The sequence below is a fragment of the Pseudomonas sp. SHLD1 genome, assembly GCF_028640935.1.
GTDB classification, from domain to species: Bacteria; Pseudomonadota; Gammaproteobacteria; order Pseudomonadales; family Pseudomonadaceae; genus Chryseomonas; species Chryseomonas aestiva.
Genome location: NZ_JAQZAD010000011.1, coordinates 19120 through 35870, shown reverse-complemented (window position 1 = coordinate 35870; position 16751 = coordinate 19120). Strand labels below are relative to the sequence as shown.

General features: G+C 68.1%; 15 protein-coding genes and 1 other RNA gene. 13 read left to right on the top strand and 3 right to left on the bottom strand.

Annotation, left to right across the window (positions count from 1 at the left end):
- Positions 1-23 precede the first annotated feature (23 nt).
- The 5 genes from msbA (at position 24) to PVZ77_RS03385 (ending at position 7200) form a co-directional block, all read left to right on the top strand.
- Entirely contained in the window at positions 24-1838 is a 1815-nt protein-coding gene (gene msbA, locus PVZ77_RS03405) for a lipid A export permease/ATP-binding protein MsbA (protein ID WP_273809773.1), read from the top strand.
- A complete protein-coding gene (locus tag PVZ77_RS03400; protein WP_273809771.1) occupies positions 1828-2724 on the top strand; it encodes a GNAT family N-acetyltransferase in 897 nt (298 codons plus the stop codon). Before msbA ends, PVZ77_RS03400 begins: the two co-directional genes overlap by 11 nt.
- Before the next feature lies 1 nt (position 2725).
- Positions 2726-4141: a PIG-L deacetylase family protein gene (locus PVZ77_RS03395; protein ID WP_273809769.1), complete on the top strand. Its 1416-nt coding sequence runs from the start codon at positions 2726-2728 to the stop codon at positions 4139-4141.
- A gap of 90 nt (positions 4142-4231) precedes the next feature.
- Positions 4232-5659 (top strand): bifunctional D-glycero-beta-D-manno-heptose-7-phosphate kinase/D-glycero-beta-D-manno-heptose 1-phosphate adenylyltransferase HldE, encoded by a 1428-nt coding sequence (hldE, locus tag PVZ77_RS03390; RefSeq protein ID WP_158889509.1) that lies wholly within the window; start codon positions 4232-4234, stop codon positions 5657-5659.
- Between the two features lie 50 nt (positions 5660-5709).
- Positions 5710-7200 carry a helicase HerA-like domain-containing protein gene (locus PVZ77_RS03385; RefSeq protein WP_273809766.1) on the top strand — a complete coding sequence of 497 codons (1491 nt, stop codon included), beginning with the start codon at positions 5710-5712 and terminating at the stop codon, positions 7198-7200.
- Positions 7201-7259: 59 nt separating this feature from the next.
- On the opposite strand, the gene PVZ77_RS03380 is transcribed toward PVZ77_RS03385, so the two are convergent.
- The 3 genes from PVZ77_RS03380 to PVZ77_RS03370 all read right to left on the bottom strand — a co-directional run bounded on the left by PVZ77_RS03380 (position 7260) and on the right by PVZ77_RS03370 (position 9112).
- Positions 7260-8033, bottom strand: coding sequence for an OmpA family protein (locus PVZ77_RS03380; protein WP_273809765.1), 774 nt, complete (start codon positions 8031-8033; stop codon positions 7260-7262).
- Between the two features lie 45 nt (positions 8034-8078).
- Complete coding sequence (locus tag PVZ77_RS03375) at positions 8079-8510, bottom strand: DUF4398 domain-containing protein (RefSeq protein WP_007161972.1); 432 nt, start codon at positions 8508-8510, stop codon at positions 8079-8081.
- Between the two features lie 266 nt (positions 8511-8776).
- Positions 8777-9112: a pilin assembly protein gene (locus PVZ77_RS03370; protein WP_273809764.1), complete on the bottom strand. Its 336-nt coding sequence runs from the start codon at positions 9110-9112 to the stop codon at positions 8777-8779.
- A 163-nt stretch (positions 9113-9275) separates the two neighbouring features.
- Between PVZ77_RS03370 and ppc the strand changes: the two genes are divergently transcribed.
- The 8 genes from ppc (at position 9276) to PVZ77_RS03330 (ending at position 16700) form a co-directional block, all read left to right on the top strand.
- Positions 9276-11912 carry a phosphoenolpyruvate carboxylase gene (gene ppc, locus PVZ77_RS03365; protein ID WP_273809762.1) on the top strand — a complete coding sequence of 879 codons (2637 nt, stop codon included), beginning with the start codon at positions 9276-9278 and terminating at the stop codon, positions 11910-11912.
- A gap of 190 nt (positions 11913-12102) precedes the next feature.
- Entirely contained in the window at positions 12103-12750 is a 648-nt protein-coding gene (adk, locus tag PVZ77_RS03360; RefSeq protein ID WP_273809760.1) for an adenylate kinase, read from the top strand.
- 137 nt (positions 12751-12887) lie between these two features.
- Positions 12888-13571, top strand: a complete 684-nt coding sequence (gene tsaB, locus PVZ77_RS03355; RefSeq protein ID WP_273809758.1) for a tRNA (adenosine(37)-N6)-threonylcarbamoyltransferase complex dimerization subunit type 1 TsaB — start codon at positions 12888-12890, stop codon at positions 13569-13571.
- Between the two features lie 137 nt (positions 13572-13708).
- Entirely contained in the window at positions 13709-14068 is a 360-nt protein-coding gene (locus PVZ77_RS03350) for a hypothetical protein (protein ID WP_273809757.1), read from the top strand.
- On the top strand, positions 14068-14925 hold the full coding sequence (locus PVZ77_RS03345; RefSeq protein ID WP_273809755.1) for a DUF72 domain-containing protein: 858 nt from the start codon (positions 14068-14070) through the stop codon (positions 14923-14925). Before PVZ77_RS03350 ends, PVZ77_RS03345 begins: the two co-directional genes overlap by 1 nt.
- Positions 14926-15032: 107 nt before the next feature.
- The gene (locus PVZ77_RS03340; RefSeq protein WP_273809753.1) at positions 15033-15734 is read left to right on the top strand and encodes an extensin-like domain-containing protein; all 702 of its coding nucleotides are present in this window, start codon (positions 15033-15035) and stop codon (positions 15732-15734) included.
- A gap of 31 nt (positions 15735-15765) precedes the next feature.
- The gene (locus tag PVZ77_RS03335; RefSeq protein ID WP_273809752.1) at positions 15766-16548 is read left to right on the top strand and encodes a class I SAM-dependent methyltransferase; all 783 of its coding nucleotides are present in this window, start codon (positions 15766-15768) and stop codon (positions 16546-16548) included.
- Between the two features lie 60 nt (positions 16549-16608).
- A non-coding RNA gene (locus PVZ77_RS03330) (sX9 sRNA) lies at positions 16609-16700 on the top strand.
- Positions 16701-16751: the final 51 nt, after the last annotated feature.

Genomic DNA, 16751 nt, shown 5'->3' with positions numbered 1-16751 from the left:
CGCTTTTGCGTCACGACGAGACCATGAGCCAAGACTCCCCTGCGCAGACCTCCAGTCTGAAGATCTATTTCCGCCTGCTCGGCTACGTGCGGCCCTACGTCGGCATGTTCGCCCTGAGTATCGTCGGCTTCCTGATCTTCGCCTCCACCCAGCCGATGCTGGCGGGCATCCTCAAGTACTTCGTCGATGGCCTGAACAACCCCGACGCCTCCATGTTCCCGGGCTGGCCGATTGTCGGTGGCCTGCATCTGGTGCAGGCGGTGCCGCTGATGATCATCCTGATCGCCGCCTGGCAGGGGGTCGGTTCCTTTCTCGGCAACTACTTCCTGGCGCGGGTCTCCCTCGGCCTGGTGCACGACCTGCGGGTGGCGCTGTTCAACCACATGCTGCGCCTGCCCAATCGCTACTTCGACGCCAACAACTCGGGTCACCTGATCTCGCGCATCACCTTCAATGTCACCATGGTGACCGGCGCCGCCACCGAGGCGATCAAGGTGGTGATCCGCGAAGGCATGACCGTGGTCTTCCTGTTCGCCTCGCTGCTGTGGATGAACTGGAAGCTGACCCTGGTGATGGTGGCCATCCTGCCGCTGATCGCCCTGATGGTGACCAGCGCCAGTCGCAAGTTCCGCAAGCAGAGCAGCAAGATCCAGTCGGCCATGGGCGACGTCACCCACATCACCTCCGAGGCCATCCAGGGCTATCGGGTGGTGCGCAGCTTTGGCGGCGAGACCTACGAGCAACGGCGCTTCCTCGATTCCAGCCTGGCCAACACCGACAAGCAGCTGACCATGACCAAGACCGGCGCGGTCTATACGCCCATGCTGCAGCTGGTCATCTACTCCGCCATGGCGGTGCTGATGTTCCTGGTGCTCTGGCTGCGCGGCGAAGCCTCCGCCGGTGACCTGGTGGCCTACATCACCATGGCCGGCCTCCTGCCCAAGCCGATCCGGCAGCTCTCCGAGGTCAGCTCCACCATCCAGCGCGGCGTGGCCGGTGCGGAAAGCATCTTCGAGCAGCTTGACGAGCCCGCCGAACGCGACGACGGCCGTGAAGAACGCGAGCGCGTCCAGGGTCGGCTGGAGGTGCGCAACCTGACCTTCCGCTACCCGGGCACCGACAAGCCGGTGCTGGAAGGCATCGACTTCGTCGCCGAGCCCGGCCAGATGGTGGCCCTGGTGGGCCGTTCCGGCAGCGGTAAGTCGACCCTGGCCAACCTCATTCCCCGTTTCTACCAGCACGAGCAGGGCGAGATCCTCCTTGACGGCCTGGAGATCCAGGACTATCGGCTGACCAACCTGCGCCGGCACATCGCCCTGGTGACCCAGCACGTCACCCTGTTCAACGACAGCGTCACCAACAACATCGCCTATGGCGACCTGGCCGGGGCGCCGATGGAGCAGGTGAAGGCGGCGGCCGAGGCGGCCTATGCCGACGAGTTCATCCAGCGCCTGCCGCAGCGGTACGACACCCAGGTCGGCGAGAACGGCGTGCTGCTCTCCGGCGGTCAGCGCCAGCGCCTGGCGATCGCCCGGGCCCTGCTGAAGAACGCGCCGCTGCTGATCCTCGACGAGGCCACCTCGGCGCTGGACACCGAATCCGAGCGCCACATCCAGGCGGCGCTGGACCGCGTCATGCAGGGCCGTACCACCCTGGTGATCGCCCACCGTCTCTCCACCATCGAGAAGGCCGACCTGATCCTGGTGATGGACCATGGCCGCATCGTCGAGCGTGGCAGCCATGGCGAACTCTTGGCGCTGAACGGCTACTATGCGCGCCTGCACGCCAAGCAGTTCGAGGACGTCGCTCCCGCGACGCCCGCGTCCCATGCTGAATAGGTTCCGTTTCTGGCGTGAACGCGGCTGGACGACCATCTCCGCCGCCGACTACGCCGCCACCTGGCAGCGCCATGGCGGCAGCGTCGCGACTCACCCTGAAATCGTCGCCCGCCTGGCCGAACTGGCCGGCATCCCGGTGCGCTACCTGGGCTGGCCCGGCGCGGATGGCCTGCAGGCCGCGGTGCCCTGCTGGGGGCGCGAGCTGGCGCTGTCGCGCACGGTACTGAAGAAGCGCCGCCAGCGCGCCCTGTTCGACCTGGGCAACGCCGAGATCATCCTGCCGGCCGCGGCCGGTACCGCCGCACCCCTGCGGCAGCGCGCCCGTTATCTGTCGCCACTGTGCGACGAGCGTTTCGCCGGTCTGCGCCGGCAGAGCGAAGAACTGGCCATGCTGCGCGAGCCGGAAGCCTGGTCGAAGAAATTCCGCTACAACCAGCGGCGCGAGCAGCGCCTGTTCGAGGACGCCGGGGGGCGCGTGGTCCCCATGGCCGAGCTGGACAGCGCCGAGCAGGCACGGATCTATGCCGAGCTGTTCGAGGCGCGCTGGGGCTTCGAGGTGCCGGGCAAGACCCGGCTCGCCGAGGTGTTCGGCCTGCTGCGGGAGTTCATGACCGGTTCGCTGCTCATGCTCGGCGAGCGTCCGGTGGCGATCCAGGTGCTCTATCGCGTGGAAGCGCCCGAATGGATCAGCGTCGAATACGTCAACGGCGGTGTCGATCCCGCTGCCAGCGACCTGAGTCCCGGCAGCGTCCTCACCTATCTGAACACCCAGGCCGCCTGGCAGGATGCCCGCGCCCTCGGCAAGGCGTTGCGCTACTCCTTCGGCCGCGCCGATCGCGACTACAAGGACCGCTGGTGCCATCGCGTCACCGTCTTCGAGAGCTGAGATGACCGCCCGCAAACAAGCCCTGCTCAAGCGTCACCGCCGCCACAAGCGACTGGTCCTGGCGGTCATCGCCGTCGTGCTGCTCGGTTGCCTGGCGCTCGGGCCCTGGTGGAGCGCGCCGCTGCTGGCGCTGCTGGTCTGGCTCGGCCACGAGGCCTGGTTCGCCGATCATCTCTTCTATTCGCCGCGCGACAACTACAGCTACCAGTTCCCTGCCGACACCCTGGTGCTGGGCCTGCATCTGGAGCACGGTCGACTGGCCGCGGTGGAATTGCCGCCGGGCGAGCTGACGCTGTTCCTGGAATGTCGGCTGCGGGCCGGCTGGCTCGGTCGCCTGCTGGATCCCCGGGTGCACCTGCGCGCCGGTGACGAAGGCGATCGCCAGGACTTCGAGCGCGGTGTGGCCGGGCGGCGCTATGTCAATCTCAGTGGCTACGCCGAGGCCCTGCGGCGTGGCGAATTGCACCTCTGGACGCGCTTCTGCCGGCTGCAGGGCGAGTTGCGCCTGCACGTCTTCGCTCAGCCGGATTTTCGCAGCAAGCGGGTCATGGTCATCGCGCCCCACGCCGACGACGCCGAACTGGCGGCGTTCGGCCTCTACAGCCAGGCACAGGAAGCCAGCATCGTCACCCTGACCCAGGGCGAGATCGAGGCCGGGCACTACCAGCGCCTGGGCCTCGATCGCCTGGCCGCGGCCCGGCTCAAGGGCCGGCTGCGCACCTGGGACAGCCTGGTCACGCCGCTGTGGGGTGGGGTGCCGCCCGCGCGCTGCGTGCAGCTGGGCTACTACTGCCTGCAATTGCCGGCCATGCGCCAGGCGCCGGAAGATACCTTCGGCTCCCGCGAGTCCGGCGACAGCGATATCCGCAGCGCCCGTCGCCACAATCCCCTGCAGCTGCCCGGCGATGGCGACGGCGTCCCCACCTGGCGCAACCTGGTCGCCGATCTGGTGGCCCTGCTGGAGCACTTCCGTCCCGAGGTGGTGGTGCTGCCGCATCCGCAGATCGATCCCCATGCCGATCACGTGGCCAGTACCCAGGCCCTGCGGGAAGCCCTGACCCTCAGCCAGTGGCAGCCCGAACTCGAGCTGCTCTACGCCAACCACCTGCACGACAACGACCGCTGGCCCATGGGCCCGGCCGAAGGCGGCATCGCCCTGCCGCCGGCCATCGAGACGCCCGCGCCCCTGGTGCCCTGGAGTCCGCTGCTGACCCCCGAGCGGCGGCTGGACAAGGCCATGGCCCTGGGTATGCAGCACGACCTGCTGGTGCCGCTGCCGGCGAAGAAGCGCCTGCGCCGGGCCATCCAGTGGCTGCTGGCCGGACGCCGCTGGCCGCGCACCGGCGAAGACGAGTTCTTCCGCAAGGCCGTACGCCGTCACGAGCTGTTCTGGATAAGCCGCCGCGACGAGCTCTGAACCCGGCGTCTCCCGCCGGCAGGCGCTTTCGGGGCGCCTTGGCCCCTATGCTATGATCGCCGCCATTTTCGCGCTTTGGAGCCTGTCCCTATGAAGCTGACCATGCCTCGCTTCGATCTCGCGCCGGTCCTGGTGGTCGGCGACGTGATGCTCGACCGCTACTGGCACGGCACCACCTCGCGGATCTCCCCCGAGGCGCCGGTGCCCGTGGTGCGCGTCGACCAGCACGAGGATCGTCCCGGTGGCGCGGCCAACGTCGCCCTCAATATCGCCGCCCTGGGCGCGCCGGCCTATCTGGTCGGCGTCACCGGCCAGGACGAAGCCGCCGATGCCCTCACCGACAGCCTGAGAGCGGCTCACGTGCAGGTGCGCTTCCAGCGCATCGCCCAGCAGCCGACCATCGTCAAGTTGCGCATCATGAGTCGCCATCAGCAACTGATCCGGGTCGACTTCGAAGAGCCCTTCGACACCGATGCCCAGGCGCTGGCCTCGGACACCGCCGCCATGCTGGCCGGGGTCAAGGTGCTGGTGCTGTCCGACTACGGCAAGGGCGCCCTGAAGAATCACCAGGCCCTCATCCAACTGGCCCGGGCGCGCAACATCCCGGTGCTGGCCGATCCCAAGGGCAAGGACTTTTCCATCTATCGCGGCGCCAGCCTGATCACGCCGAATCTCTCCGAATTCGAAGCCATCGTCGGCGTCTGTGCCGACGACGCCGAGCTGGTGGCCAAGGGCAGCGAATTGATGGCGCGCCTGGATCTGGGCGCGCTGCTGGTGACTCGCGGCGAGCACGGCATGACCCTGCTGCGTCCCGCTCAGCCGGCTCTGCATCTGCCGGCGCGTGCACGCGAGGTGTTCGATGTCACCGGCGCAGGCGACACCGTGATCTCCACCCTGGCGGCTGCCCTGGCCGCCGGCGAGGACCTGCCCCAGGCCGTGGGGCTGGCCAATCTGGCCGCCGGCATCGTCGTCGGCAAGCTGGGTACCGCCGCCATCAGCGCCCCCGAGCTGCGGCGCGCGGTGCAGCGCTCGGAAGGCTCCGAGCGTGGCGTCCTGACCCTGGAACAGCTGCAGCTGGCCATCGAGGACGCCCGCGCCCATGGCGAGAAGATCGTCTTCACCAACGGCTGCTTCGACATCCTCCACGCCGGTCACGTGACCTACCTGGAGCAGGCGCGCGCCCAGGGCGATCGCCTGATCGTCGCGGTCAACGACGATGCCTCCGTGACCCGTCTCAAGGGCCCGGGCCGGCCGATCAACAGCGTCGACCGGCGCATGGCGGTGCTGGCCGGCCTCGGCGCGGTGGACTGGGTCATCCCCTTCAGCGAGAACACCCCGGAGCGCCTGCTGGAGCAGGTGCGCCCGGATGTGCTGGTCAAGGGTGGCGACTACAAGAGCGTCGAAGAGGTGGTCGGCGCCCAGATCGTGCAGGCCTACGGTGGCGAGGTGCGCATCCTCGGCCTGGTGGAAAACAGCTCCACCACCGCCATCGTCGAGCGCATCCGCAACCGCACCTGAGCGCGGACTCCCGGGTTAAGCTGGGCGCAGAACCTCCCTGGAGCTGCGCCATGCCCTCGACGCCCCTGCTGATCCTTGGTACTGCCGTTTCTACCGACCCGCACGCTGGCCAACCGCTCGGTCATCCGCTCAAGCTGGCCAATCGGCATGGTCTGATCGCCGGCGCCACCGGCACCGGCAAGACCGTGACCCTGCAGCGCCTCGCCGAAGCCTTCAGCGACGCCGGCGTCGCCGTCTTCGCCGCCGACATCAAGGGCGATCTCTGCGGCCTCGGCGCGGCCGGAGCGCCCCAGGGCAAGCTGGCCGAGCGCATCGCCGCCCAGGGTCTGCCGCACCAGCCCCAGGCCTATCCGGTCACCCTCTGGGACGTCGACGGCAAGCGCGGTCATCCGCTGCGTACCACCCTGAGCGAGATGGGCCCGCTGTTGCTGGGCAATCTGCTGGAGCTGACCGACAGCCAGCAGGCCGCCTTGCACGCCGCCTTCAAGGTGGCCGATCGCGAGGGCCTGCTGCTGCTCGATCTCAAGGACCTCAAGGCGGTCCTCAATCACCTGCGCGAACAGCCCGACGCCCTCGGCGAGGACCGCGCGCTGTTCACCGGCGCCTCGGCCCAGGCGCTGCTGCGCCGGCTGGCGACCCTGGAGCAGCAGGGCGCCGAGGCCTTCTTCGGCGAGCCGGCGCTGCAACTGGAAGACGTGCTGCGCCCGGAGGCCGACGGCCGCGGACGCATCCACCTGCTCGATGCCAGTCGCCTGGTGCACGAGGCGCCCAAGGTCTATGCCACCTTCCTGATCTGGCTGCTGGCCGAGCTGTTCGAGCAGCTGCCCGAGCGCGGCGATGCCGATAGGCCGGTGCTGGCGCTGTTCTTCGACGAGGCCCATCTGCTGTTCGGCGACACCCCCAAGGCCCTGCGCGATCGCCTGGAGCAGGTGGTGCGACTGATCCGTTCCAAGGGCGTCGGCGTCTATTTCGTCACCCAGTCGCCCAGCGATCTGCCGGACGCCATCCTCGCCCAGCTGGGCTTGCGCATCCAGCACGGCCTGCGCGCCTTCACCGCCCGGGAGCAGAAGGCCCTGCGCGCGGTGGCCGACGGCTTCCGGCCCAATCCGGCGTTCGACAGCCTGCAGGTGCTGACCGAGCTGGGCATCGGTGAGGCCCTGGTGGGCAGCCTGGAAGACAAGGGCACGCCGGCGATGGTCCAGCGCGTGGCCATCGCCCCGCCGCAATCCCGAGTCGGCCCGCTGAGCGAAGCCGAGCGCCAGACGCTGATCCGCCAGTCGCCCCAGGCGGGTCGCTATGACCGAGCCGTGGATCGCGAATCGGCCTACGAGATCCTGCGGGATCGTCAGGCCGAGCGGGTGCCGGCGGAGTCGCCGGCAGCGGCACAGACCAAGGCCGGGCAGGGCGGTGCACTCAGCGATCTGGTAGGCGAGCTCGCGGGACATGCGCTCAGGAGTGCGGCGCGCCAGGCGGCCAATCAACTCGGACGGCAGCTGGTCCGGGGGCTGCTTGGCTCCCTGCTGGGTGGCAAGCGCCGCTAGCCGGGCCGCAGGCAAAAAAAGACCCCGCCTGGGCGAGGTCCTTGAGCTTCACGCAGTCATTACATGCGCGGGGCGACGGGGTTGGCGTCGTTGGAGATGGTCACTTCCACGCGACGGTTCAGGGCGCGGTCGGAGGCGTTGCTGTTGCTGGCCACCGGGAAGGCCTTGCCATAGCCACGGGTCTGGATGCGGCTCGGCTCGACGCCGGCGCTGACCAGGGCGGTCTGGATGGCCTGGGCGCGACGCTCGGACAGCTGCTGGTTGTAGGAGTCGCTGCCGACGCTGTCGGTGTAACCCTCGACGATCACCTTGCGCTCGGGATTCTGCTTCAGGTAATCGGCCAGCTTCTGGGCATTGGCGTAGCCCTGGGGCTTGAGTTCGGCCTTGTTGAAGTCGAACAGCACATTGCCGAAGGTCACCACGGTGCCGCGCTCGGTCTGCTTGGCCTGCAGGGCGTCCTGCAGCTGCTTGAGCTGGGCGGTACGGGCATCCAGGCGAGCCTGGGTACGTTCGGCGTCGACATTCTGCATCTGGGCTTCGGTCATGCGCAGCTTGATGGTCTGCATGGCCGTCTGGATGCGCTGGTTGGTCAGGTAGGCCAGCTGGTCGACGGTCTTCTCGTTTTCACCGTCCTTGTAGGCCTTCTCGGCCTTCTGCAGCCAGGTACCGGCGTCCTTGGTCTCCAGGGCGGCCAGTTGGGCGGCCTGGGGCTGGGATTCCAGCGCCGAGTAGTCGGACTTGGCCTGTTCCAGATTCGGGTTGGGCGGCGTGGAGCAGGCGGCCAGGGCCAGGCTGAGCAGCGACACGGCAGGGATCAGAATGTGTTTACGCATGATGGTCGTCCTTTGAATTCGTGAAGGGAGGAAAGGGGCGGTCGCTTACTGCTGGACCTTCTTCTGCAGGTTCTGCTGGAGCTGCAGGTTGATCTGACCTTCCTCACGGATCTGCTGGATGCTGTTCTGGGCATCCTTGAGCGCGGCGTCGGCCTTGGCGGCCTGGGTCTTGCGGGTGGCCAGGCGGGCATCCCACTCGGCCTGTTCGGCCAGTTGCTTGGCTTCGTCGTACTTCTCGTTGGACAGGGCGGTCTGGGCCTGGGTCCACTTGTCCTGGGCCGACTTGGTCTCGATGGGGGCGAACTGGTTGCCACCGGAGCTCACGGCCTCGTTGACGGCGGACTGGGTCACGGCCATCTGGGCGGTCGGCGGATTGCCGGCGCAACCGGCCAGCAGCAGCGAGCTGCCCAGGGCAAGGGCTGCAAGTTTCAGGGTGCAGGCTTTGGAAAGGGACTTTTGGGCAGTGGCACTCTTCATGGATTCAAGCTCCGTTGTTGATCCGAAAAGCGCGCCGCCGGCACGGGCAGGGCGGGCGCCTGGTCAGTTGAAAGCCGCACGTGGAAGCAAGTCCGATCCGTCCCCAAGGGGCCGTGACGGGTACTGGTAACCAGCCCTCGTCCAGCGCTGCGGTCTGACTCTGTGACCGCTCATCCGGCAAAAATGTTCACTGGCTATCGAATTTCGGCGTGCGCGGAAGCCCTTGGCAGAGCGGTATCGGCGTAGGTAAAGCTGCAGGTCGGCGGCTAGCCGGGCGTTTCGGACTGCAGGCGATGCAGGTGCTTGCGCGCCAGTTCCAGGAAGCGCGGCGTGGTGCCGGCATCGGCATAGAGGGGGTCGCCGAGTTCATCGGTGGCCACCACGTCCTCACCCTGCACATAGGGGAAACTGGCTTCCAGTTCTTCGAAGGCGGCCGCCAGCAACTCGCCGAGCAGGGCTTCGGGCGTGCGCTGGGGATAGAGTTCGCAGAGCGCCTCGAGACGGGCCGCGGTCTCGACTTCCAGGTCGAGGCGGTAGCTGCGGGTGGTGCCGGAGGGGGTGGCCTGCTGCTCCCATTGGTGAGCGAGTTCGCGAATCTTCATGAGCATCTCCCGTGGCTTAGGCAAAGGTCGGATATTCAGGTTGAGCGAGGCTGGGCACCCTGCAACAGCCGGGGCTTGCAACCGTGACAGCAGGGTGCTGTCCTCTGCGCTAGACCGCAGCGGTTGCCGTGAGGTCCGAACCGGTACTTTCGAGGAGCACGAGATGGTGGAAATCGACGTTCGCCTGCGCGAGCAGGTGCGGTTGCTGGGCGATCTGCTGGGGCAGACCATCGCCGACCAGCATGGCGCGGCCTTTCTCGACAAGATCGAGCGGATCCGCAAAGGCGCCAAGGCCGCCCGTGGCGGCTCCGCGGAGGGTGCCCGCCAACTGGGCGACACCCTGGATACCCTGGCCGAAGACGAGCTGCTGCCAGTGGCGCGGGCCTTCAGCCATTTTCTCAACCTGGCCAACATTGCCGAGGAATATCATCGGGTCAGACGGCGCACCGAAGACGAGCCGCCCCCCTTCGAGCAGCAGGTGCTGCCGGAATTGCTGGAGCGGCTGGGCGCGGCCGGGCACTCCGGCCAGGCACTGGCCGAGCGGGTCGCGGCGCTGGACATCGATCTGGTGCTGACCGCCCATCCCACCGAGGTCTCCCGGCGCACCCTGATCCAGAAATACGACGAGATCAGCGCGCAACTGGCGGCCCTCGATCATCGCGACCTGACCGCTGCCGAGGTGGCCGCCATCGAGGCACGGCTGCGCCGGCTGATCGCCGAGGCTTGGCACACCGAAGAGATCCGCCGCCAGCGCCCGACGCCGGTGGACGAAGCCAAGTGGGGCTTCGCGGTGATCGAGAATTCGCTCTGGCAGGCGATACCCAGCCTGCTGCGCAAGCTGGATGCCGGCCTGCAGCAGCGCACCGGCCAGCGGTTGCCGCTGACGGCGGCGCCGGTGCGCTTCTCGTCCTGGATGGGGGGCGACCGCGACGGCAATCCCAATGTCACCGCCGCCATCACCCGCGAGGTGCTCCTGCTGGCGCGCTGGATGGCCGCTGATCTCTATCTGCGCGATGTCGATCGGCTGGCCGCGGAGCTGTCCATGCAGGCGGCCAGTCCGGCCCTGCGCGAGCAGGCCGGCGATCACCCGGAGCCCTATCGCAAGGTGCTCAAGGTGCTGCGCGAGCGGCTGCAGATCACCCGCAGCTGGGCGGCCCATGCCATCACCGATCCCCATGCCGGCGCCCGCCATGTCCTCAGCGACAACGCCGAGCTGATCGCGCCGCTGCAGCTGTGCTACGACTCCCTGCAGCGCTGCGGCCTGGGGGTCATCGCCGACGGTTCCCTGCTCGATACCCTGCGGCGGGCCCGCACCTTCGGCCTCTATCTGGTCCGCCTGGACATCCGCCAGGACGCTGCGCGCCATGCCGCGGCCATGGCCGATATCTGCCGCTACCTGGACCTGGGCGACTATGCCGCCTGGAGCGAGGAGCAGCGCCTGGAATTCCTCCGCGGCGAGCTCGGCAGCCGGCGCCCCCTGCTGCCGCTGGACGCCGAGCTGGAGGCCGATACCCGGGAGGTGCTCGCCACCTGCCGCGTCATCGCCGCTTCGCCGCCCGATGCGCTGGGCTCCTATGTCATCTCCATGGCCGGCGCCGCATCCGACGTGCTGGCCGTGCAGCTGCTGCTGCGCGAGTGTGGGGTGCGGCAGCCGATGCGCGTGGTGCCGCTGTTCGAGACCCTCGACGACCTGGATCACGCCGGCACCGCCATCGCCAGCCTGCTCGACCTGCCCGACTATCGTGCGCGGCTGGCCGGTCCCCAGGAGGTCATGATCGGCTATTCCGACTCGGCCAAGGACGCCGGCACCCTGGCGGCCGCCTGGGCCCAGTACCGTGCCCAGGAAGCCCTGGTGGACATCTGCGCCAGTCGTGGCGTCGAACTGCTGCTGTTCCATGGCCGTGGCGGCACCGTGGGGCGTGGCGGTGGCCCGGCTCACGCGGCCATCCTCTCGCAACCGCCGGGCTCGGTGGCCGGGCGCTTCCGCACCACCGAACAGGGCGAGATGATCCGCTTCAAGTTCGGTCAGCCAGCCATCGCCGAGCAGAATCTGGCGCTGTACCTGGGCGCCGTGCTGGAGGCTACCCTGTTGCCGCCACCGGCACCCGAGCCGGCCTGGCGCGAGCAGATGGATCGCCTCGCCCGCGATAGCTTGCAGGCCTATCGCGGGGTGGTGCGCGAGGATCCGCATTTCGTTAGCTATTTCCGTCAGGCCACGCCCGAGCAGGAGCTGGGCCGGTTGCCCCTGGGCAGTCGCCCGGCCAAGCGCCGCGAAGGCGGCGTGGAAAGCCTCAGGGCCATCCCCTGGATCTTTGCCTGGACCCAGACCCGGCTGATGCTGCCGGCCTGGCTCGGCTGGGAAAGGGCGCTGGAAGAAGCCGAGCGCCGTGGCGAATCGCCGCTTTTGCGCGAGATGCGCGAGCGCTGGCCGTTCTTCCAGACGCGCATCGACATGCTGGAAATGGTGCTGGCCAAGGCCGAAGCCGAACTGGCGCGGCTCTATGATGAGCGCCTGGTGGAGGCTGATCTGCAGGTCCTCGGCAGCCAGTTGCGCGAGCGGCTGCGCCAGGCCGGGGTGGCGGTATTGCGCCTGACCGGGCAGGACGAATTGCTCGAGCACCATCCGGAAACCCTGGTGTTCATCGCCGTGCGCAACACCTATCTCGATCCGCTGCATCTCCTGCAGATCGAGTTGCTGGCCCGGGCGCGGGCGGCGGGCGAAAGCCAGCCGGCCGCACTCGATCAGGCGCTGCTGGTGAGCGTGGCCGGGATCGCCGCAGGACTGCGCAATACCGGCTGAACAGACTGTCGCTTTTGCCGGGGTCCGGCGTCGTCTGGACGGCCCCGGCACCTGCGACGCTTGGTAACTTGTGCGGCCAGGGGGCGCTGTGTATGGTTGGTCCCTTTGGCCGTCTCGTGTCGTCGACAACAATCATCGCGACAGCGCCCCACGCGGGCTGCCAGTCCGAGACCATTCTAAGGAGCAACAGATGCGCGTAATCCTGCTGGGAGCGCCCGGTGCCGGCAAAGGTACTCAGGCCCGGTTCATCACTGAGAAATTCGGCATTCCGCAGGTTTCCACCGGCGACATGCTGCGTGCCGCGGTCAAGGCCGGCACGCCCCTGGGCCTGCAGGTCAAGGACATCATGGACAACGGCGGCCTGGTCTCCGACGAGATCATCATCGCCCTGATCAGCGAACGCATCCTCGATGCCGATTGCGCCAAGGGTTTCCTGTTCGACGGCTTCCCGCGCACCATTCCCCAGGCCGAGGCCCTCGAAGCCGCGGGCGTCAAGATCGACCACGTGCTGGAAATCGCCGTCGATGACGAGGAAATCGTCCAGCGCCTGTCCGGTCGCCGCGTGCACCCGGGTTCGGGTCGCGTCTATCACGTCGAGCACAATCCGCCCAAGGTTGCCGACACCGACGACCTGACCGGCGAGCCGCTGGTACAGCGCGAAGACGACCGCGAAGCCACCATTCGCAAGCGTCTGGACCTCTATCATTCCCAGACCAAGCCGCTGGTGGAGTTCTACCAGAAGCTGGGCGCCGCCCAGGGCACGCCGAAGTGCAGCCGCATCGAGGGCGTGGGTTCGGTGGATGCCATCACCGCCAAGGTGCTGCAGGCCCTGAACTAAACGCCGGTAACGGCCGCCTGTGCCTGCAGGCGGCCCGGTCAAGGCGCCGTCCTGGCGTCATGACCGATGGGCGGGTCCCCTCGCGTCCCGTCTTCCTCTAGAATGCGCAGCCTTTTCCCTAGTCGCGGATTCGCCCCATGTCCATCCTGCTCGCCCTCGACACCGCCACCGAAGCCTGTTCGGTCGCCTTGCATCTGGGCGACGAGATCATCCATCGCTACGAGATCGCGCCACGCCTGCATGCCCAGCGGGTCCTGCCCATGGTGCAGGAGTTGTTGGCCGAGACCGGTCTGAGTCTGGCGCAGGTGGACGCCATCGCCTTCGGTCGCGGTCCGGGCGCCTTCACCGGCGTGCGCATCGCCATCGGCGTGGTGCAGGGCCTGGCCTTCGGTCTGGAGCGACCGGTGCTGCCGGTGTCGAATCTGGCGATCATCGCCCAGCGCGCCTGGCGCGAGCGTGGCGTGACCCAGGTGGCCGCCGCCATCGATGCGCGCATGGACGAGGTCTACTGGGGCTGCTATCGCCTCGCCGGCGACGCCATGGTGCTGGCGGGGACGGAAGCCGTGCTGGCGCCCGAAGCCGTCGTCCTGCCGGCTGCCGCCACCGGCGACTGGTTCGGTGCCGGCACCGGTTGGGGTTACGTCGGTCGCATGGCCGTGCCGCTGACCGAGCGGGATGCCACCCTGTTGCCCCATGCGCAGGATCTGGCGGTCCTTGCGGCCTCGGCCTGGCAGCGCGGCGAAGCCGTGTCCGCCGAATCCGAAGCGGCGCAACCCGTCTATCTGCGTGATCGGGTCGCCACTCCCAAGCAGTCGGTCTGACGTCAGGAAACCCGGCGTAATAGTCTGACGTCCAAGCCGTATATGCCGCTCGTCCGCCGGTCGTGACGGGCGTCCGGCCCTTGATTGTCATAGCTTTCGACCCTACTTAGAGTAGTGCCATCCGTTCGGGACCTGCCATGCGCATTGACAGCGGCTATTCCTCCTCAGCTTATCCCCTGAATCGTTCCTCGCGCGCGGTCACGCCCGTACGCGAGGTGGCGAAGGACGAGGACGCCCGTCAGAACGCCATCGCCCGCGAGGCCACGGGCAATCCCCGGCCCGACGTCGCGCCCGTCCGCCGCGTCGAGGCGACCGCGGCGACCGATACCGGCAACGGCGGTGGTAATGGCCTGGTGCTCAGCGAGCGGGAAGGGCGCTTTGCCAGTCAGCTCACCGCGCGTGCGCAACAGGCTCTGGCCAGCTACGGCAGCACCGCCGCCCTCGGCGCCGAGCCGGACGGCTCCTCCAGCGTCGTGGGCCTCGATCTTTACGCCTGATGCTGCCGTACTTTCTCGGCTGCCCTTCCTGGAACGACAACGCCTGGCGTGAAAGCCTCTACCACGGCCTGCGCCCGGCTGATTTCCTGCCGCGCTACGCCCAGGTGTTCAATGCCGTGGAAGGCAATACCACCTTCTATGCCTGGCCCGCGGCGGACACCATCCGCCGCTGGGCCGAGCTGATGCCTGCCGACTTCCGCTTCTGCGCCAAGTTTCCCCGCGACATCAGCCATGCGGAGGATCTGCGGGTGCAACTCGCCAGCGCGCGCACCTTTCTCGAACTGCTGGCGCCCCTAGGCGAGCGGGCCAGTCCGCTGTGGCTGCAGCTGCCCGCCGGCTTCGGGCCCGATCGACTCAAGGAACTGCAGGTCTTTCTCTCGGCCATGGCGCCGCGTTGCGCCCTGGCCGTGGAGGTCCGGCACCTGGCTTTCTTCGACAAGGGCGAGTCCGAGCGGGCCTTGAATCGCCTGCTAATGGACCGGGGCGTGGAGCGCGTCGGCCTGGATTCGGCTGCCCTGTTCAGCGCCGATCCGAGCGAGCCGGCCGTGCGCCTGGCCCAGGCCAAGAAGCCGCGGGTACCGGCGCGTGCCCTGGCGTTCAGCGAGCATCCCCAGGTGCGCTTCATCGGCCGCCTGGAACTGGCCGCCAACGACTATTACCTGGCCAAGTGGGTCACCCGGGTCGCCGACTGGATCGAGGCGGGCAAAATGCCCTATGTCTTCCTGCACACCCCGGACAACCGTCAGGCGCCCGAGCTGGCCCTGAGATTCCACGCTCAGCTGCGTGAGCGCCTGCCTGGCTTGCCCGCGTTGCCCGAGTTGAGCACCGCCGACACCGAACAACTCGGCCTGCTCTAGTCCGCGCCCTTCGTCGCGATACGTTTGGCGACGTTTTCGCCGGCATTCCCGTTGTCCGCTCCGGTCAGATGAAGTCTCTCGCTTGACGATCCTCTTCGGCGCGCCGCATGAAAGCCAGACACCTGCTCGGTCTCGTCATCCTGCTCTATGGCGGTCTGCACACCGCCTTCGACCAGGGCTGGCTGCGCATCCCGCCGGCCTACAACCCCTGGGCGCCGCTGGATATCCAGGCACCCACCAATGCCGTCACCCGACTCAAGCTCTGGCGCCTGCAGGCCGATGCCGACTATTGCGCGGCGTCCCTGGCCACGTCGGCGCTCAACTATCGCGAATTGCGCGGCAATGCGGGTTCGGCCGACTGCCCGCTGGAGCGGACGGTGCGCATCCAGCGCGGCGAAGGGGTAAGACTCAGCGGCAGCTTCCTCGCCAGCTGTCCCCTGGCCGTCAGCTTCGCGCTGTTCGAGCGGCAGGCCCTGCAGCCGGCGGCCGAAGCCGTCTATGGCCAGCGGGTGGCCGAGGTGGAGCACTACGGCAGCTTTGCCTGCCGCAACATCTATGGCCGCGCCAGCGGCCGGCGCAGTCAGCACGCCACCGCCAATGCCCTGGACATCGCCGGACTGCGCCTGGCCGACGGTCGGCGGATCAGTGTGGCGCGGGACTGGAAGGGCGATCCCCAGGCCCAGCGCTTGCTGCGGCTGGTGCGTGACGGCGCCTGCCGGTCCTTCAATACCACCCTGGGACCGGACTACAACGCGGCGCACCGCGATCATTTCCATGTCGACATGGGTGGCTTCCGCGTCTGCCGGTAGAATGACCGGTCTTTTCGCCAGCGAGTCGCCCATGTCCACCGCCCGCCCCGCGCTTATCGTCGAAGCCCTGGAACCCGCCTTCATCGAGGCTGCTGCTGACTGGGCCACGCGCCTGGGTCTGCCCCTGGGCACGGCCACGACCGAGGAATTCGCCCTGCAAGTCGGTACTCAGGGCCTGCAACTGGTGCAGCGCGGCCCGGAGGCGCCAGGTCCGGTACGGGTGGACTTCGTCGAGGGGGCGGCGGCGCACAGGCGCAAGTTCGGCGGCGGCGCCGGCCAGATGGTCGCCAAGGCGGTCGGGGTCGGACCCGGCGTACGCCCGCGCATCCTCGATGCCACCGCGGGGCTGGGCCGCGACGCCTTCGTGCTGGCGACCCTGGGCTGTGCCGTGACGCTGGTCGAGCGCCAGCCGCTGATCTCCGCCCTGCTCGAAGACGGCCTCGCCCGCGCGGCACGGGATCACGAAGCGGCCCGCATCGCCGCCCTGATGACCCTGGTGCGGGCCGACTCCACCGCCTACCTGCAAAGCGGGGAAGGCGAGGCGCCGGAGGTGATCTACCTGGATCCCATGTTCCCGCACCGCGACAAGAGCGCCCTGGTGAAGAAGGAAATGCGCCTGTTCCGGCCGCTGGTGGGCGACGATCTGGACGCCCCGGCGCTGCTGGCCGCGGCCCTGGCCCGCGCCAGTCACCGGGTGGTGGTCAAGCGTCCGCGCAAGGCGCCAGCCATCGAGGGGGTAAAGCCGGGCTATGTGCTGGAGGGCAAGTCCAGCCGCTACGATATCTATCCGAAGAAGAGCTTCAAGTCCTCCTAGAGCAGCTAACAATCTTACTGTGCGTCCGCCAAGCGGGCGCGTGCAGTGCTCGGAATTCTCGTGTACCGCTCGTACACTCGAACGCGAGCCCGGTGCGGTTCCTGCGCGTTGCGCGCACCCACCTGACAACCGCTCGTTACGCTTTGTTGGCCGCTCTGAACGAAAAAGCCCTCGGGCGGAAGGACTCCGACCGCGGGCGCTGG

What these genes read in the sequence shown, in the direction of transcription:
- msbA (WP_273809773.1), top strand. Translation starts at nt 24, where the DNA reads ATGAGCCAAGACTCCCCTGCGCAGACCTCCAGTCTGAAGATCTATTTC.
- PVZ77_RS03400 (WP_273809771.1), top strand. Translation starts at nt 1,828, where the DNA reads ATGCTGAATAGGTTCCGTTTCTGGCGTGAACGCGGCTGGACGACCATC.
- PVZ77_RS03395 (WP_273809769.1), top strand. Translation starts at nt 2,726, where the DNA reads ATGACCGCCCGCAAACAAGCCCTGCTCAAGCGTCACCGCCGCCACAAG.
- hldE (WP_158889509.1), top strand. Translation starts at nt 4,232, where the DNA reads ATGAAGCTGACCATGCCTCGCTTCGATCTCGCGCCGGTCCTGGTGGTC.
- PVZ77_RS03385 (WP_273809766.1), top strand. Translation starts at nt 5,710, where the DNA reads ATGCCCTCGACGCCCCTGCTGATCCTTGGTACTGCCGTTTCTACCGAC.
- PVZ77_RS03380 (WP_273809765.1), bottom strand. Translation starts at nt 8,033, where the DNA reads ATGCGTAAACACATTCTGATCCCTGCCGTGTCGCTGCTCAGCCTGGCC.
- PVZ77_RS03375 (WP_007161972.1), bottom strand. Translation starts at nt 8,510, where the DNA reads ATGAAGAGTGCCACTGCCCAAAAGTCCCTTTCCAAAGCCTGCACCCTG.
- PVZ77_RS03370 (WP_273809764.1), bottom strand. Translation starts at nt 9,112, where the DNA reads ATGAAGATTCGCGAACTCGCTCACCAATGGGAGCAGCAGGCCACCCCC.
- ppc (WP_273809762.1), top strand. Translation starts at nt 9,276, where the DNA reads ATGGTGGAAATCGACGTTCGCCTGCGCGAGCAGGTGCGGTTGCTGGGC.
- adk (WP_273809760.1), top strand. Translation starts at nt 12,103, where the DNA reads ATGCGCGTAATCCTGCTGGGAGCGCCCGGTGCCGGCAAAGGTACTCAG.
- tsaB (WP_273809758.1), top strand. Translation starts at nt 12,888, where the DNA reads ATGTCCATCCTGCTCGCCCTCGACACCGCCACCGAAGCCTGTTCGGTC.
- PVZ77_RS03350 (WP_273809757.1), top strand. Translation starts at nt 13,709, where the DNA reads ATGCGCATTGACAGCGGCTATTCCTCCTCAGCTTATCCCCTGAATCGT.
- PVZ77_RS03345 (WP_273809755.1), top strand. Translation starts at nt 14,068, where the DNA reads ATGCTGCCGTACTTTCTCGGCTGCCCTTCCTGGAACGACAACGCCTGG.
- PVZ77_RS03340 (WP_273809753.1), top strand. Translation starts at nt 15,033, where the DNA reads ATGAAAGCCAGACACCTGCTCGGTCTCGTCATCCTGCTCTATGGCGGT.
- PVZ77_RS03335 (WP_273809752.1), top strand. Translation starts at nt 15,766, where the DNA reads ATGTCCACCGCCCGCCCCGCGCTTATCGTCGAAGCCCTGGAACCCGCC.